Origin of the sequence: Paenibacillus sp. 1182 (genome assembly GCF_017833915.1) — a bacterium.
Taxonomy (GTDB): domain Bacteria; phylum Bacillota; class Bacilli; order Paenibacillales; family Paenibacillaceae; genus Paenibacillus; species Paenibacillus polymyxa_D.
In genome coordinates, this window is the sequence record NZ_JAFICR010000010.1 from 222258 (window position 1) to 237912 (window position 15655).

General features: G+C 45.7%; 16 protein-coding genes, 1 pseudogene and 1 riboswitch. Of the genes and pseudogenes, 2 read left to right on the forward strand and 15 right to left on the reverse strand.

Features of this window, described 5'->3' with window-relative positions:
* Window positions 1-290: 290 nt before the first annotated feature.
* The 3 genes from JOD82_RS20390 to metA form a co-directional block, all read right to left on the reverse strand.
* Window positions 291-1469 carry an aminotransferase class I/II-fold pyridoxal phosphate-dependent enzyme gene (locus tag JOD82_RS20390; RefSeq protein ID WP_069012829.1) on the reverse strand — a complete coding sequence of 393 codons (1179 nt, stop codon included), beginning with the start codon at window positions 1467-1469 and terminating at the stop codon, window positions 291-293.
* Window positions 1466-2650: a PLP-dependent transferase gene (locus JOD82_RS20395; protein ID WP_069012830.1), complete on the reverse strand. Its 1185-nt coding sequence runs from the start codon at window positions 2648-2650 to the stop codon at window positions 1466-1468. Before JOD82_RS20395 ends, JOD82_RS20390 begins: the two co-directional genes overlap by 4 nt.
* 125 nt (window positions 2651-2775) lie before the next feature.
* Window positions 2776-3693, reverse strand: a complete 918-nt coding sequence (metA, locus tag JOD82_RS20400) for a homoserine O-acetyltransferase MetA (protein WP_039269776.1) — start codon at window positions 3691-3693, stop codon at window positions 2776-2778.
* A 118-nt stretch (window positions 3694-3811) separates the two neighbouring features.
* A riboswitch (SAM riboswitch) is annotated at window positions 3812-3937 on the reverse strand.
* Between the two features lie 552 nt (window positions 3938-4489).
* On the opposite strand from metA, the gene corA reads away from it, so the two are divergent.
* Entirely contained in the window at window positions 4490-5425 is a 936-nt protein-coding gene (gene corA, locus JOD82_RS20405; RefSeq protein ID WP_023987788.1) for a magnesium/cobalt transporter CorA, read from the forward strand.
* A 160-nt stretch (window positions 5426-5585) separates the two neighbouring features.
* Here corA and JOD82_RS20410 read toward each other — a convergent pair whose 3' ends face one another.
* The 12 genes and pseudogenes from JOD82_RS20410 to JOD82_RS20465 all read right to left on the reverse strand — a co-directional run bounded on the left by JOD82_RS20410 (window position 5586) and on the right by JOD82_RS20465 (window position 14277).
* Window positions 5586-6593, reverse strand: a complete 1008-nt coding sequence (locus tag JOD82_RS20410) for an HRDC domain-containing protein (RefSeq protein WP_209949854.1) — start codon at window positions 6591-6593, stop codon at window positions 5586-5588.
* A 165-nt stretch (window positions 6594-6758) separates the two neighbouring features.
* Window positions 6759-7637 (reverse strand): ROK family protein, encoded by an 879-nt coding sequence (locus JOD82_RS20415; protein WP_209949855.1) that lies wholly within the window; start codon window positions 7635-7637, stop codon window positions 6759-6761.
* A 221-nt stretch (window positions 7638-7858) separates the two neighbouring features.
* Window positions 7859-8755 (reverse strand): 5'-3' exonuclease, encoded by an 897-nt coding sequence (locus tag JOD82_RS20420; RefSeq protein WP_080710677.1) that lies wholly within the window; start codon window positions 8753-8755, stop codon window positions 7859-7861.
* Between the two features lie 72 nt (window positions 8756-8827).
* Complete coding sequence (locus JOD82_RS20425) at window positions 8828-9211, reverse strand: arsenate reductase family protein (RefSeq protein WP_370682684.1); 384 nt, start codon at window positions 9209-9211, stop codon at window positions 8828-8830.
* Window positions 9206-10159: pseudogene (locus tag JOD82_RS20430) on the reverse strand (RluA family pseudouridine synthase); the annotation flags it as partial. The pseudogene JOD82_RS20430 and the gene JOD82_RS20425, both read right to left, overlap by 6 nt.
* A gap of 20 nt (window positions 10160-10179) precedes the next feature.
* Window positions 10180-10743, reverse strand: coding sequence for a cob(I)yrinic acid a,c-diamide adenosyltransferase (locus tag JOD82_RS20435; RefSeq protein WP_069012833.1), 564 nt, complete (start codon window positions 10741-10743; stop codon window positions 10180-10182).
* A gap of 18 nt (window positions 10744-10761) precedes the next feature.
* Window positions 10762-11331: a type 2 periplasmic-binding domain-containing protein gene (locus JOD82_RS20440; protein WP_069012834.1), complete on the reverse strand. Its 570-nt coding sequence runs from the start codon at window positions 11329-11331 to the stop codon at window positions 10762-10764.
* Window positions 11332-11432: 101 nt separating this feature from the next.
* Window positions 11433-11639: an aspartyl-phosphate phosphatase Spo0E family protein gene (locus tag JOD82_RS20445; protein WP_069012835.1), complete on the reverse strand. Its 207-nt coding sequence runs from the start codon at window positions 11637-11639 to the stop codon at window positions 11433-11435.
* Between the two features lie 114 nt (window positions 11640-11753).
* Window positions 11754-12965 carry an aminotransferase class I/II-fold pyridoxal phosphate-dependent enzyme gene (locus tag JOD82_RS20450; protein WP_029516491.1) on the reverse strand — a complete coding sequence of 404 codons (1212 nt, stop codon included), beginning with the start codon at window positions 12963-12965 and terminating at the stop codon, window positions 11754-11756.
* A gap of 12 nt (window positions 12966-12977) precedes the next feature.
* Window positions 12978-13478 (reverse strand): Lrp/AsnC family transcriptional regulator, encoded by a 501-nt coding sequence (locus JOD82_RS20455; RefSeq protein ID WP_069012836.1) that lies wholly within the window; start codon window positions 13476-13478, stop codon window positions 12978-12980.
* A 143-nt stretch (window positions 13479-13621) separates the two neighbouring features.
* Complete coding sequence (locus JOD82_RS20460) at window positions 13622-14008, reverse strand: spore coat protein (RefSeq protein ID WP_069012837.1); 387 nt, start codon at window positions 14006-14008, stop codon at window positions 13622-13624.
* Window positions 14009-14040: 32 nt separating this feature from the next.
* The gene (locus JOD82_RS20465) at window positions 14041-14277 is read right to left on the reverse strand and encodes a hypothetical protein (protein ID WP_013370103.1); all 237 of its coding nucleotides are present in this window, start codon (window positions 14275-14277) and stop codon (window positions 14041-14043) included.
* Window positions 14278-14391: 114 nt separating this feature from the next.
* On the opposite strand from JOD82_RS20465, the gene JOD82_RS20470 reads away from it, so the two are divergent.
* On the forward strand, window positions 14392-15630 hold the full coding sequence (locus tag JOD82_RS20470; protein WP_069012838.1) for an NAD(P)/FAD-dependent oxidoreductase: 1239 nt from the start codon (window positions 14392-14394) through the stop codon (window positions 15628-15630).
* The last annotated feature ends 25 nt before the right edge of the window (window positions 15631-15655 follow it).

A 15655-nucleotide genomic window follows, 5' to 3' on the forward strand; every position in this document is an offset into this window, starting at 1 on the left:
AGTAAAACCTAATGATAATACTAACATATCTTTAGGTAAGCAACCATACTTATTCCCGCTTTTTTCTGCTTTTCACCTAGGAAAACAGGCAACTGCCAAGCTTATCTCAACGTTGCATATAGCCAAAAAATAAGAAAACAGAACTGAAAAGTGTCTTTTTTCACACTGTCGTTCATGTTATTTTATAGAAAACAGCAAGCCTCCTGAAATACTGGAAACTTGCTGTTTAGTACTGTACATATTTGCTCTCAGCGTGAAAACGACAAAGATGCTGCGGATGTGCTAACGCTCTAGCGCAGCGCCTCATCCAGATCACTGATCAGGTCGTCAATATCCTCCAAACCTACGGAGAAACGGAGCAGTCCGTTCGTAATCCCGCGCTCCAATCGTACACTATGGGGCATAGCCGCATGTGACATCATCGCCGGATACGACAAGATGCTTTCCACAGCTCCCAGACTCACCGCTACAATTGGAATACGTACGCGACTGAGGACTTCTTTTGCACGCTCACCAGAACCCACATCAAAAGATATCACTGCACCATAACCGCTGGATTGGCGCTCATGAACTTCACGCCCTGGATGATTCTCCAGACCCGGGTAGTATACCGCCTCAATGTCGTTGCGCTCGTTCAGCCAGTTAGCGAGCTTCGCTGCGCTCTTTTCGCTGTGAGCCATACGAGCCTCCAGTGTCTTCATACCGCGCATGAGCAACCATGACTCCTGCGGAGCCAACACGGTACCCAGTCCATTTTGGAGCTGCTTGATTTGTCTTCCCAACGATTCGGTACGTGCTACCGCAAGTCCTGCCAGCACATCGCTGTGTCCGCCCAGAAACTTGGTCGCACTGTGCAATACAATATCAACTCCCTGCTCAATCGGACGTTGATAATAAGGTGTCATAAAAGTATTATCCAATAACGTTAAAAGCCCGTTGTCCTGTGCCCAAGAAGTTATTCCTGCCACATCGGTAATTTTGAGTGTCGGATTGGACGGAGTTTCCATATATACAGCCCTTGTATTCTCCTGCAACGCATCTTTCACAAGGTTGAGGTCCGTCATGTCGACGAAGGTCGTTTCGATATTCATCCGTTTCAAAATGGAGGTCAGCAGTCGATATGTTCCTCCATATACGTCCTCGGAAACAATGACATGATCTCCAGCAGACAAGAGCATAAATGTAGTAGAGATGGCCGCCATACCTGATGCAAAGGCAAAACCGCACGCCCCGCCTTCTAATAAAGCGATATAATCCTCCAAAGCTTGTCGTGTCGGATTACCTGAACGGCTATAGTCATGCTGTGGAGGATTAAAAATATCGTGATGGTGGAAGGTAGAAGCTTGATAGATCGGGACGCTCGATGCCCCCGTAACGCTGTCAATTTCAGAGCCAAAATGCAGCAGCTTGGTAGCGAACTTCCGCTCTTTGTTCAGATCCTGCCCGATCCTCCTCGCATCCTCTATCATTGCAGCTCTCCTCCTTCTACTTCTTGACGTGCCGCTTCCAACGCCGAACGTAAATCTTCAATTAGGTCGTCTGTATGCTCAATGCCTACGGAGAAACGCAACAGCCTGTCATCTACCCCGACTGCATCCCGAATTTCTGCTGGTATGTCCGCATGTGTCTGCACAGCGGGATAGGTCATTAACGATTCCACACCGCCGAGACTTTCCGCAAACGCAATGAGCTTAATGTGACGAAGCAAAGGTTCCACATAACGAGCATCCTTTACTTTAAAGGAAAAGATACCCGTATTTCCGCTGGATTGTTTATTTTGAATCTCACGACCTGGATGGCCTTCTAGAGCTGGATAAAATACTTCCGCCACAGCCGGATGCGTCAGTAAATAGTTAGACAGCACTGTTGCATTATGCTCGTGCCGGTCCATACGCAGCGCTAACGTCTTCATGCCCTTCATTAACTGGTAGCAATCGCTTGGGGAAAGCACTGCCCCTATGGAATTGTGCAGGAATGCAATTTCAGCTGATAGCTCTTTGCCTTTGGTTACGATCAACCCTGCCAGCACATCATTGTGTCCGCCCAAATATTTGGTTGCGCTATGTACCACAATATCCGCGCCCAGTTCCAATGGCCGCTGGAAATATGGCGTTAGCAGCGTATTATCTACAATGGTAAGCAACTGATGTTGTGATGCCCATTTAGCCACCGCTCGAATATCAGTAATCATCATTAACGGATTTGTAGGCGTTTCTATGAATACAGCTTTGGTATTCGGTCGACATGACTGTTCGAGCGCTTCAAGATCGTTCGTATCCACATAACTGGCTGTCACACCAAATTTAGACAAAATACGCTCCAGCAAACGATACGTCCCGCCATACAGATCCAGCGATACTATGAGATGATCTCCCTGTCCAAACAATGCAAATACCGTTTGCAGCGCCGCCATACCTGAGCTGCATGCAAAGCCTGCATCACCCGATTCAAGTGCAGCAGAAGCCTCTTCCAGTACCTTTCGCGTGGGATTGATCGTCCGAATGTAATCAAATCCTGTGCTTTGACCCAGACGGGGATGGCGGAACGCCGTAGATTGGTAAATCGGGTAATTAACAGCCCCGGTTACTGGCTCTTCTACTGAACCGATTTGTGCCAATCTACTTTCGATTTTCCACTGTTTCTCACTCATATGAATCCTCCTGTTAACTTCCATAGTGGGTGCTATAACCAATCCTGCAAAAATGGATGTCAAAGACTATACTGCTGCGCTACTGCAAGGTGATACTCTACAAAGGTAAACTACATGCTCCTTTTTTAAATCTGGGGCCCGATATCATAAGGTGTTTCTTGGTATACATAATAGTTCAGCCAATTCGAGAATAATAAATTGGCGTGCGCCCGCCAAATTGAGGGGGGGGTGCGCTCAGGATCATCATTAGGAAAATAATTTTTGGGGACTTCAATATCCATTCCTTTGGCTACATCGCGGTCGTATTCCCATTTCAGTGAAAGCGGGTCATATTCAGAATGCCCAGTTACAAAAATTTGTTTACCGTCAAGCGTGGCTACGAGGTACACTCCAGCTTCTTCGGATTCGGATAAAACTTCTAATTCGGCGATATGATCAATATCTTCCCGACGAACCTCCGTATGCCTGGAATGAGGAGCATAAAACAGTTCATCAAAGCCGCGTAACAATTTTACTTTAGGTTTAATCACGGTGTGTGGAAATACACCGAAGCATTTGTAGTCGAGCCCATATTTAGGGACATCGAAATGATGGTATAAGCCTGCCTGTGAGGCCCAACAGATATGCATGGTAGAAGTTACATTCGTTTTCGTCCATTCAAAGATTTGCCGGATTTCCTCCCAGTAGTTCACATCCTCAAACTCAAGCTGTTCAACCGGGGCTCCTGTAATGACCATGCCGTCAAAACGACTGTTCTTGATCTCGTCAAACGTTTTATAGAACATGTTCAAATATTCTTGCGATGTATTTTTGGATACATGAGACTTCATATGCACCAGCGTGACATCCACTTGCAACGGCGTATTGCCGACCAGGCGCAACAGTTGGGTTTCCGTCGTTTCCTTTGTAGGCATTAAATTCAAAATGGCGATACGCAACGGACGAATATCCTGATGATAAGCCAAGCTTTCATCCATTACGAAAATATTTTCGCCCTCCAGCACTTCCTTAGCAGGTAATGTGTCTGGGATTTTAATCGGCATGTAAACTCACTCCTTGTTCGGTAAGTTTTGCGAAAATCGTCTTGTTGAGATGCCGGGCATATAATAAAAAGACCTTTCTCTGGTTAGAGAAAGGTCATATTTGTATCCATATGCGCCTCTCTCATCTGTCAGGGCAACGCGCTTTGTACAAAGCGCGCGTCCTGCAAGAATTAGCACCGTGCGATTAAAATCGCCGGTTGCCGGGTATCATCGGGCTAGTCCCTCCACCTGCTCTTGATAAGATTTCGCTATATTCATTTTGGGTTCACAAAGTTCTTGTTGTTCACTTTAATGCATCGGCTGGGCTTCGTCAAGATGGGACTTGCAAATTTGTAACCTGCATTCACATTTTGTCTACCTTTTCCATAGGTTAAATCATATCCCTCCTATCGCTGAAGCTCTTGACACTACTGTTGATTTTGCCCATGATTTTGCGCTTGAAAGGCCGTAGGCCGAGCGTTATACTATACAAGTGCTATTAGGCAAAAATATGGAGCAGTAGTGCAGACTTGAGTGTTTCCTGCGATACTGTGGCAATCTAAAAAAAGAACATTTGAGAGGTGAATCCGGAATGGAAGGCGACCCGAGTCCGAATAGGCGGCGATCCCTGAACAACAGCATAGGAATGACTTCAGCTTGCCGAAAGACGGGACGCCAGGCTCTGCATGCTCCAAAAGCCTCCGGCTTTTGATGAGAGTGCACGCTTACCCGCACCGGCTAACTGGCTAACTGAGTCCATTCCTTATGCTTAAGGTAAACGTATTTCCGTTACGGCGGAGCATAAGGAGTGACGTATATGAAAATCCGTTTGGTCAACAACGGGGTTTTTACCCCTGTCGAAGAAATTGAAATGGCGCTTACTGCACCGGCAGAAGGTTTTTATTGGATTGATGCCGATGTCGATGATTTGGCAGTGCTCCAGCCTTTATTTTCCATGCATGATCTTGCAGTAGAAGACTGTTTGAGTGAAGAAGAACAGCGTCCGAAGATTGAAATTTATGAAAGCCATTATTTTATCGTTGTAAATAGCATTCGTTTTGATGATGAAGAAATATTTTTGCGAGCTTTGAACATTTTTCTCGGCCGCCATTTTATCATTACGGTGACCAAGCAGAAAATCAATGAGCTTCGTACCCTCAAGCCTATGCTGTGGGAGCAAGAAGTCAGCCAGCCTGACCGTTTTATGTATCTGTTGGTCGACTTAATTGTTGACAACTATTTTCTGGTTGGTGACCGGATTGAGGTCCGCATTGAAAAGCTGGAAGAAGATATTCTAATGCATACGAAAAAGTCGCATTTGAACGAAATCATCGGCTTACGCAGTGAGATTCTGTGGCTGAAAAAAGTGTTGGGCCCGCAAAAAGAAGTCATCAATACCCTGAACAAGCGGGATTTGCGGCTCATCGACGATCAATTGCAAAAATATTTTAGCGACATTTATGAAAATGCTGTGAAAATTTCGGAGACTTTCGAAACTTACCGCGACTTGATGGGTAACCTTCGAGAAGCTTATCAATCCAGTATCGCCAACCGTGCCAATGAAATTATGCGTGTGTTTACAGCAATTACGACCGTATTTATGCCATTGACGGTCATTACCGGAATATATGGGATGAACTTCGATAATATGCCTGAGCTTCATACACGTTATGGCTATTTTGTCGTCATTGGTATTATGGTGGCATTAGGCGTCAGTATGTTCTGTATTTTCCGTAAGAAAGACTGGGTTTAAAAATAAAAGGGGAAAAAGTATCAAATTGGATACTTTTTTCTATTTTCAAGCTTGGTCATAAAAAGCAGCAGCCGTGTCCTGTGAGGAACTGGCTGCTGCTTTTTAGTATGTTGGACCCTGAATATACTTCAATACCCATCTTTATCCAAATAGTTCTATATTATCCAACATGTCGGTCGGGTACCTGCTGATGACGAAACCGTATACGGATCAGACGCAGACGCTCATAAATCTGATCCAGTCCTGTTTCGGTTGCCTTTTCTTCCCCATACACTTTCAGCATGACGGGCTTGAGCAACGTATCCCCCAACTCTTCATAAGCAGACCAGATAGCTGCCTGCTCCGCCTCAGATACATTCACCAATTCCTTGTGGATCAGCTTGTCCATATCAATACCGTCTCTATCCAAATGCTCCACAGCTTCAATCATCTCTCTACGATGCAAACCTGTCTTCATTCCGATATGCTCCAGTGAAAGACCGTCCGAAATGCCTTCAATAATCGTTCTAGTTAAGCTGAATTTGTTCAGCTCCTGCCTGTACTGGTTCTCTTTTTGCTTGTATAACCATGACAAAAAAACTTCTTCTTCCAGCGTCTCTGTTACCCAGTTCAACGGAAATGGCGTGGTCCGGTCATTTTGTGTCGTAATAGCCAATAGCTCCGTCCCATATTGCGACACCTTACCCTGACCCATACCAGGCAGCTCCAACAATTCTTCTTCGGTATGGGGAAGATAGACGCTAATGAGCCGAAGCAGCCGATTCGTAGCGATAAAATAAGGCGCTTTTCGTTCCGTTGCTGCTTTTTGCCGTCTCCACATCGTCAACTGCTCATACACTTCATCACGTGGAAACAAATCACTGTAGCAATACAGCTTTTGCAGCGTTTGTCCTCGTCCTGATGATCCTTCTTGCTCATGAAATACGCCATGGATTAAGGGCCTGTAGCCCTCAGCCATTTTGAGCGCCAGCTCATGACGGTATACATGCAGTAATTCCTGCCACAAGCTGCCCTCATACCAAAGGTCGTCTATACTTTCATCCGGGACATGGTGTGTGCTCCAGCCTGCACTCCATCCCCCTTCATGTTGCCCAATCCATACCTGAGCAAAATCCTCATAGCCCTGTTCATTCCGTTTGGACAAGCGATTTAAAAATACAATCTCCATGATTTCTTCCTCCCTCATATCGTTGAAAGACAGTCCCGCACAACACAAAAACGCAAAAAAAGCACCTATCCTGCGTATTCGCAAGAAAGGTGCTTCCCTTTTTGAGCCGTACTATACTGTTGCCTATATAATAACCGTACCTTGGAGTGCCGTCAACCATAAATTCTAATGATTCAGCTTTTCCTTTGCCAATGCCAGAGCACCGCACAATCCAGCATTGTCACCCAATCCCGGAGATACGATATATTGCTCAATATCTGTTGTCAGACTCGAATGCTGTACGTATCCGTTCAAAAGTTCTTGAAGCTTGGTACGAATGAGCGGGAACAGTTGGTCCTGCTTCATCACTCCCCCGCCCATAATAATTTTTTGCGGTGACAGGATTAATACATAGCTCATTAAAGCCTGTGCCAGATAGTACGCTTCCATTTCCCAGGCTGCGTGATCGACAGAAAGTTCATGTCCTTTAACCTTCCATCTTTTTTCGAGCGCAGGACCTGCTGCCAGTCCCTCCAAACAATCTCCGTGATAAGGACATGTCCCCTCGTAAGTATCTTCTGGGTGACGACGTACCAGAATATGCCCCATTTCCGGGTGAGATAATCCATGTATCAGCTTTCCACCAACCAAAGCACCTGCCCCGATGCCTGTGCCTATCGTGATATACAGACAGTTGTCCAATCCTTTGGCGGCACCCCAAATAGACTCACCAAGTGCTGCTCCATTCACATCCGTATCAAACCCCATAGGCACATCAAAATGCTCTTTCAGTTTACCAATCAGATTGTAATTTCCCCAATGTGGCTTTGGCGTTGTTGTAATATAACCATATGTATCACTACCTTCGATAGGATCAATCGGCCCGAACGATCCTACGCCCAATGCTTCAATGCCCTTGCCTTCAAAAAATGCGATGACATTCTCCATTGTTTCTGCTGGTGTGGTTGTTGGAAAGCTCGCTCGTTCCAGTACCTCTCCACGTTCGTTGCCAATTCCACATACAAATTTGGTACCGCCTGCCTCAATTGCTCCCAATACTGTCATAGTTGCTGTTGTCCCCTTTCGATAATCCGGTTCTCTCTCCACTATATTCACCTGAAATGTACCTGAGGTCAATCCCCTAATCGCAATTGTATATAATCCTTCACAAGACGATATAACTCCGTTAACATAACGTATACAAATAAGGACACTGACGCATCCCGCCTCAGCATCCCTATATAACTTACTTTATTTAAATTGTCGTACCAGGCCTAATAGCTTCATTATGATCCGGTTGCGACACCCATCAATGTACACAAGCTTTTCATTTCAAGCTGCTCAAACTTGTCTACAATTTGCACGTGATCCAACGTCAGCAGACAACTATCCAAAGCACATGCTACAGGTACACCACAGTGAATTTCAGCGAGTTTGCGTGAAAGATGCAGCATATCCAAATCACTCTCAATTTTTTTGCGGACCGATGGTGTTAATTGATCCAGATTCTCCAGAATGCCCTCAATAGAGTCGTATTCCTGCACCAGCTTGAGTGCCGTTTTCTCACCAATACCTCGTACTCCTGGATAATTATCGCTTGCATCCCCCATCAGGCCTTTAAGGTCCACCACTTGGCGTGGCTTAAGTCCTTTTTCAGTCAGCAGGGTCTCCGGGGTGTATACCATATAATTGCCGTGGCCTTTTTTCATAATAATGACCCGTGTCCGATCATCCACTAATTGAAGTAAATCATGATCTCCCGAGAGAATCATTACATCCATGTCCTCATTTTGCGAATAATGGCGTGCAAGCGTACCGATACAATCATCGGCTTCAAAGCCTTCCGCTCCAATGTTGGGAATGCCGAGGCTGTCCGTCACTTCGCGAATCAATGTAAATTGGGGAATCAAATCATCTGGTGCGTCGGCTCGATTTCCCTTATACGCAGCAAAATGTTCCCCACGGAATGTCGTTCCGCCCATATCCCAGCAACAAATAACATGTGTAGGATTAAACGTTTGGACTGCATCCCAAAAATATCGAATAAAACCATATATGGCGTTCGTTGGCACCCCAGCTTTTGTACGACGGATATAACCGTTTGCGGCGGTTGCATAATAAGCGCGAAATAGCAGGGCCATGCCGTCAACCAGCATTACGGATTGTTCATTGCGTTGTGTCACAGATTGTATTGCTCCCATTCATCATAATATTTAACCCCCACAGTATAACATATCGTGGGGGTAAATTGGGCGTTATTGAGCTCCCCATGTGCCCTCAAATGTTTCCTCTTTGAATCCTACCGTTACTTTGTTACCGTCGGTTACAATCGGGCGTTTGATTAATCTTCCATTTGAGGATAAAAGCGAAATTTGCTCTTCACGGCTCATGTCTCCCAGCTTATCTTTCAGCTTTAACTCTTTGTACACCTCACCGCTTGTATTGAAAAACTTTTTCAGCTCCAGCCCGCTTTTGCGAATCAATTCTTCCAATTCCTCCGGGCCAGGCGGCTGTTCAAAAATAGGAATCAGTTCCGTCTCATGCCCCTTGTTTTGCAGCCATTTCACTGCATTACGGCAGGTACTGCATTTAGAATACTGATATACTTTCAGTTGGCTCATCGCTAGATTAACCTCCATTTGGTTTTCTCTTAAAAGCTCCTGCATTTCAGCCATATCGTCAGGTAGGGGAGCATAGAATGTCAGCCGCTCCCCGGTTACAGGATGCTCCAAGGACAGCTCTGAAGCATGTAAGGCTTGTCGAGTCATCCTGGCATCAAGCTGATCATATCGCTCACGTTGCGCAGCATCATCAGGTGTAATCCGGTACATTTTATCTCCGATCAACGGACAACCGATATAAGTCATATGCACTCGAATTTGGTGCGTACGCCCGGATTCCAACTTTAGTCCGATGCGGCTTCCCCCGCTCCACACTTCCTCCAGCTTATACAGCGTAAGTGCAGGATAACCATCCGGAGTCACCATACGTAAATGCGGATCATCCGGGTTGCGGTCAATCGGTCCGTCTACCTTACCTTCCTGCAGCTCAGGGCGCCCATGCACCAGAGCCGTATAGCGCTTATCCACCGTTCCCGCAATCATCTGTTCAGAAATATGCTGGTGTACATATGGATTTTTGGCTACGACCAGCACCCCCGTCGTCTCCTGATCAAGACGATGAACAGGACGAAATCGGAACAGCTCCCCCTTGGTCTGCCAATAATGCACAACCCCGTTAGCCAGTGTTCCTGTGTAATGACCATGAGTCGGATGGACAATCATGCCCGCCGCCTTATTCACCACTAACAGATGTTCATCCTCAAACAATATCTCAAAAGGAATGGGTTCCGGTAAAATATCATCAGAACGCTCGCGCTCCATGCGAATTTCTACTCGATCCCCGGATTTCACCTTTACGCTGATGTACACACGTGTCCCGTTCAGCATAATACCTTGCTCGGTCAGCTTGAGTTTGGATATTAACTTTCGAGAAATGTTCATACGTTTTTGTAAAATAGTCTTCAACAGCATGCCCTCCTCCTCCGGAGGGATCGTATATACGATAGGTTCATAGTACAAGCTCATACAAATTCCCGGTTGCCTCCTTATTTGCGGAACACTTTTTTGCTGCGCACATATTCGACATCGGGTACGCCCTGACGGACATTCGCTGTGCGAGCGACGGCAAAGAAATAATCAGAAAGGCGGTTCAAATACCGACGTACCGCCGGATTGATGTCCGTATGTTTACCTAGTGTAACCGCACGGCGTTCTGCGCGTCGGCAAACCGTACGGCAAACATGAAGCGTTGAGGATAATGTGTTACCACCTGGTATAATAAAACGCTCCACCTTCGGATTTTCCTCCTGACATGCATCAATCCAACCTTCCAGACGCTCTGCCAGCTCGTCCTTCACCTTATATTTGCTTTCACTGATTTTAACAAATGCCAAATCCGAACCACAATCAAACAGCTCCTGCTGTATTTCTTCCAATTGAGTCCGAATATCCGCAAACTCTTCCCCTTCGGCAAAGCTGATCGCTTGTCCTACAAAGCTGTTCAGCTCGTCAATTGTTCCGTACGCTTCCACACGATCATCATCTTTGGACACTCGACCGCCGATCACAGAAGTTTGTCCTTCATCACCTGTTCTAGTATAGATTCCCATTCCATTTCATCCCCTTTATCATTCCGTAAGTGCTTTCAGCACCTTGATGGCTTCTTCCTTATTGCTTGTACGAGGCGGAACGGTAGCAAATAATGTTTTGGAGTTATATTTTAGCTCCTTAAACATCTTCATCTGCTCCACCGGAATTCCGAACAAATGAGTTTCCTTGCTCACATCTGTTCCTTCTTCCTCCTGCCCCTTCTTCTTAAATACGCCGCCCTCGAACACGCCCCGGGCATACGTCTTCTTGTCAAAAGCATCATCTAACGGCAGATTCGAACCATTCTGTCCATACAGCTTCATGTCCTCTTCCGGCAAAAGAAACAGATCATGTTCCCCGGCCGCATATTCTACAACCAGCTTCTGCTGGTTATACAGCGGACTGACTGAAATCTCAATAGTCGGAGCCTGTTCACCCAGCTTATCCTTAAGCTTTTGTGCCAGCTCCTCACGGATGACTGAAGCATCCCCTTTATCCATAATAAAAATGGAGAAGCTGTCCTTGTCCCGTCCCCCACATCCAGCCAATAATACAAGTGTCAGCATTCCGATGATCCACGGCGATAGCCTTTTTAGCCCCGCTCTCATATGTACGCCCCCTCTTCCATGCCATTAATATATCATAAGTTGTGAACGCAAAAAAAGAAGGCTCGACGGCCTTCTTCTTACATTTGGCTGACTTCACACGGTTAAACCTTGCATTCCGTACCATACAGCTTCATATATTCATTGATTTTCAAATCGAGCTTGCAGCTGATCTCAATGACAAGATCAGAGGTGAAGGACTGCTCTTTCTGAAACGTCCGCATCATCTCATTGCGCAGGAACAAAATTTCATCTTCCAGAGAAATGTCGTATCCTATTGAACTAGACGAATTAAATCCAACATATGACATGAGCATTCCTCCTACAATTGAAAAATTGAACTTCCTGCTATCGATTTCAAATTATAGCATAGAAATTTAGAAATAAAATACTATTTTTTATGAATTACCCATAAAAAAATAATTTTAACCTTCTTTTCTTACTTTTTCTACAAAATGACCAATCCGATCCAGTGCCTCCGTCAGCTGAGCAACAGAAGTCGCGTATGAGCAACGAAGATAGCCTTCGCCTCCCAAACCGAACACATTACCTGGTACAGCCGCAACTTTAGCCTCTGCCAAAAGACGCTGTGCAAATTCATCTGAGCTGAGTCCCGTGCTTTGAATACTAGGGAAAACGTAAAAAGCCCCTCTTGGCTCATGGCACTCCAGGCCGATTTCCCGAAACCCTTCAACCATCAGACGGCGACGCTGATTATAGGCTTCTACCATACGATCTTTCTCACCCAAACCATTCCGCAACCCTTCCAGTGCCGCAACTTGCCCCATAGAAGGCGCACACATTACGGTGTACTGATGGATTTTGAGCATAGCGGCAATCAGATCGGGATGTCCGCATGTATATCCAATACGCCAACCTGTCATGGCGAAGGCTTTGGAAAAACCACTGACGAGAATCGTACGATCCATCATACCAGGCATAGCCGCAAAACTGACGTGCTTCTCTCCATAATTCAATTCAGCATAAATTTCATCAGAAATGACGATCAAATCATGCTTTTCCACGACTTCGGCAATCGGAAGCCAATCTTCATAAGTCATCGTAGCCCCAGTTGGATTGCTCGGATAGCATAAAATCAGCACCTTGGATTTAGGTGTAATTTTTGCCTCCAGCGCCTCAGCCGTCAGCTTGAATTCATCCTTAGCAAAGGTTTCAATACCTACCGGAATCCCGCCTCCAATTGCAGTGATTGGAGAATATGAAATGTAGCACGGTTCGGGCACGAGAATTTCGTCGCCAGGTACAATTAACGCACGCAAAGCAAGATCAATCGCCTCGCTTCCCCCAACGGTCACGATAATCTCATTTTTAGGATCATAACGGACTTCAAATTGCTCATTCAGATAATCACTGATCGCTTCACGCAGTTCTGGCGTTCCCGCATTAGACGTATAGCTGGTAAAACCTCGCTCTAATGAATAGACACAGGCTTCCCGCATATGCCAAGGGGTTGTAAAATCCGGTTCGCCTACACCAAGGGTAATAATATCCTTGTTGCCACCCACCAAGTCAAAAAACTTACGAATACCCGAAGATGGGATCTCGCGCACCAACGGGGACAAATAGGAACTCATAGCTTTGTTACTGTCGGTAAATGCTTCTGTTTTGAGATTCATCATGATCTTCCTTTACGGCGAAATCATCAGACGATTATCTTCCTGATGGTCCTCAAAGATAATTCCGTCCTGCTTGTATTTTTTAAGCGTAAAATTAGTCTTGGTAGACAAGACCGAATCAATTGGCGACAGTTTCTCCGACACAAAGTTAGCGACCTCACGAAGATTGCGGCCTTCAACCTCTACCAGCAAATCGTATGCTCCGGACATGAGATAGACCGATTTAACTTGCGGATACAAATAAATCCGTTCTGCAATCCCTTCAAAGCCTCTTCCACGCTCGGGTGTAATTTGCACTTCGATCAAAGCGGTAACCTTTTCGTCGTCGACTTTGTCCCAATTAACTACAGCGGCATATTTGACAATCACGTGTTGGTCTTCGAGCTCTTTCATTGAGATGCGTACATCCTGCTCGTCAACCCCCAGCATAGTAGCCAATAAAGTCGGTGTTCTTCTTGCATCTTCTTTTAACAATTCCAGCACTTTTAATTTCAATTCATTCAGCTCTGTCATTCTACATAAGGCCTCCATCGAAAGAGATTACTATACATCATACAATACGCACTTTAAACCTGCAAAGAAAAACCGTCCACTCCGGTAAACCCGGCAGGTGGACGGCTGTTATGGGAATCTGCTTCAAAAACAGAAAATCCCGTTTACATATAATAAGGGTTGTTTTGGTGTGTAGACTGGCCTTGCTGGTGCATAGATTGACCATATACTCCCGCGGATGTCGACTTTTGCTGAATGAACTGTTGGCATTCTTGTTGGGTCTTGCGAGCTTCTTGAATCTGTTTGTCCAAATCGATGCGCAGTGCTTTAGTTGGAGTGGCGTACATATTATTTTGGCTCATCAGATGATACAAATCACCTTGCAGACGCAATGTATCATTCGTAAGGTCGGTGAACATCTGACGCACAGACGGACAATTGGATTCTGTCGTCGCCGTTGTGTATTCGCGCACTGTACGTTTCATATCAGCAAGAATGGTATAGAGCAAATCTTCTTCGGGCATAAATGACATATTGTTTTGTGAATACATTCTGTCAAACCTCCTTTATTGGTAAATCCAAATTACTGCTGTGGTTGCATTGGAGCAAGCTGCTGATGCTGTTGAAGAGCATTAGAAAGCAGATTCAAGTGGTGCTCATGAGTTCTTGCCAGTTGTAAACAGGCTTGTTGGATGGCTGGGTGCTGAATAGACGCCGCTGTGGCCGCACATTGTTTGAGTAGTAGTTCTTCATTGGAGATGGAGTCCACGATGTACTCCAGCTCTTTGCCTGACAGGGGTTGCATGTTCGTAGATTGCATAATCTCTGTGCCTCCTTAAAAGTTTTGTTGCACGCTGGTTATCTTGTCCGTTTGGCGAAATACTATGTACACATAAGAAATACTACATATTGCCTATGAGGAGTGCTATTTTATATGGAGTTGATAAGCGGGAATACATATTGGCCGAATTCCGTGGAGCAGACACTGGATTTTCCGCCTTTGGCAGAGGATTTAATTTGTGATGTATTGATCATCGGAGGAGGGATGGGAGGGGCCATCTGCTCCCGGTTATTGGGAGAACGACAGGTAGACACCGTGGTTATTGACAAACGCAAACTGGTAACTGGAAGCTCTTCGGCCAATACTGGCCTGCTGCAATACAGCAATGACAAGACCTTAACCTCTTTCATCAATACGTTTGGTGAAACGAACGGTGTACTGTTTTACCGCATGTGCAAGGATGCACTAGATCAGTTAGATAAGCTGGCTGCCACACTGGATACAGACCCTTCCTTTATTCGGCGAAGCAGCCTGTACTATGCAAGTACACTAGAAGATGTACAGGTGCTTCAGGAAGAGTACAAACAGCTAACCCGGTTTGGATTTCCAGTGGAGTACTGGGATGAGCAACAAGTGGCTACCCGATTTCCTTTTCGAAAACCGGCAGCCTTGTACACACACGAAGATGCCGAGGTTAATCCATTTTTGTTTGCCCAAGGACTATTGCAATCCGCCAGCCGTCTCGGTGTACGCTTATATGAGCATACGGAAGCCAAGCATTTTGAATTCAATGAAAATGAAGTCGTTTGTCATACCAGCGGTGGAATGATCCGAGCGAAAAAAATCATTTTTGCAACGGGTTATGAAACACAAGAGATTAAAACCGATCAGGGAGCCGTTCTGCAAAGCTCTTATGCTATCGCCACCAATCCAATCGGAGATGCTCCCTTGTGGCATGAGCAGTGTCTGATCTGGGAAACGGCCCGTCCTTATCTATATATGCGCTCCACACCGGAAGGACGTATCATTATTGGTGGTTTGGATGAACCTGTATTGGACGCCAACCAACGTGAAATCAGGCTACTACACCAACAACAAAAGCTGCTGCAAGCACTACAGGAGCATTTTCCCAGTGTGCCATTTCAGATCGACTACGCTTGGGCGGCTGTATTCGGCTCCTCTCACGACGGCTTGCCGTATATTGGTCCACATCCGCGTTTTCCAAACTGCTATTTCTTGGAGGGTTACGGGGGAAATGGGACGGTTACGAATATGATGGCCGCACAGCTATTGGCTGATGAACTGACGGGCACACACCGACCTGAAATGGAGCTGTATTCTCTGACCCGTACGACCAAACCCTCGCCAGAAGCAACAAAACCAATGGTTTAACATATGAATACAAAAAGAACCTCCT

Coding starts and splice junctions, on each gene's coding strand:
- JOD82_RS20390 (WP_069012829.1), bottom strand. CDS start 1,469: ATGATAGAGGATGCGAGGAGGATCGGGCAGGATCTGAACAAAGAGCGG.
- JOD82_RS20395 (WP_069012830.1), bottom strand. CDS start 2,650: ATGAGTGAGAAACAGTGGAAAATCGAAAGTAGATTGGCACAAATCGGT.
- metA (WP_039269776.1), bottom strand. CDS start 3,693: ATGCCGATTAAAATCCCAGACACATTACCTGCTAAGGAAGTGCTGGAG.
- corA (WP_023987788.1), top strand. CDS start 4,490: ATGAAAATCCGTTTGGTCAACAACGGGGTTTTTACCCCTGTCGAAGAA.
- JOD82_RS20410 (WP_209949854.1), bottom strand. CDS start 6,593: ATGGAGATTGTATTTTTAAATCGCTTGTCCAAACGGAATGAACAGGGC.
- JOD82_RS20415 (WP_209949855.1), bottom strand. CDS start 7,637: ATGACAGTATTGGGAGCAATTGAGGCAGGCGGTACCAAATTTGTATGT.
- JOD82_RS20425 (WP_370682684.1), bottom strand. CDS start 9,211: ATGGAGGTTAATCTAGCGATGAGCCAACTGAAAGTATATCAGTATTCT.
- JOD82_RS20435 (WP_069012833.1), bottom strand. CDS start 10,743: ATGGGAATCTATACTAGAACAGGTGATGAAGGACAAACTTCTGTGATC.
- JOD82_RS20440 (WP_069012834.1), bottom strand. CDS start 11,331: ATGAGAGCGGGGCTAAAAAGGCTATCGCCGTGGATCATCGGAATGCTG.
- JOD82_RS20445 (WP_069012835.1), bottom strand. CDS start 11,639: ATGTCATATGTTGGATTTAATTCGTCTAGTTCAATAGGATACGACATT.
- JOD82_RS20450 (WP_029516491.1), bottom strand. CDS start 12,965: ATGAATCTCAAAACAGAAGCATTTACCGACAGTAACAAAGCTATGAGT.
- JOD82_RS20455 (WP_069012836.1), bottom strand. CDS start 13,478: ATGACAGAGCTGAATGAATTGAAATTAAAAGTGCTGGAATTGTTAAAA.
- JOD82_RS20460 (WP_069012837.1), bottom strand. CDS start 14,008: ATGTATTCACAAAACAATATGTCATTTATGCCCGAAGAAGATTTGCTC.
- JOD82_RS20465 (WP_013370103.1), bottom strand. CDS start 14,277: ATGCAATCTACGAACATGCAACCCCTGTCAGGCAAAGAGCTGGAGTAC.
- JOD82_RS20470 (WP_069012838.1), top strand. CDS start 14,392: ATGGAGTTGATAAGCGGGAATACATATTGGCCGAATTCCGTGGAGCAG.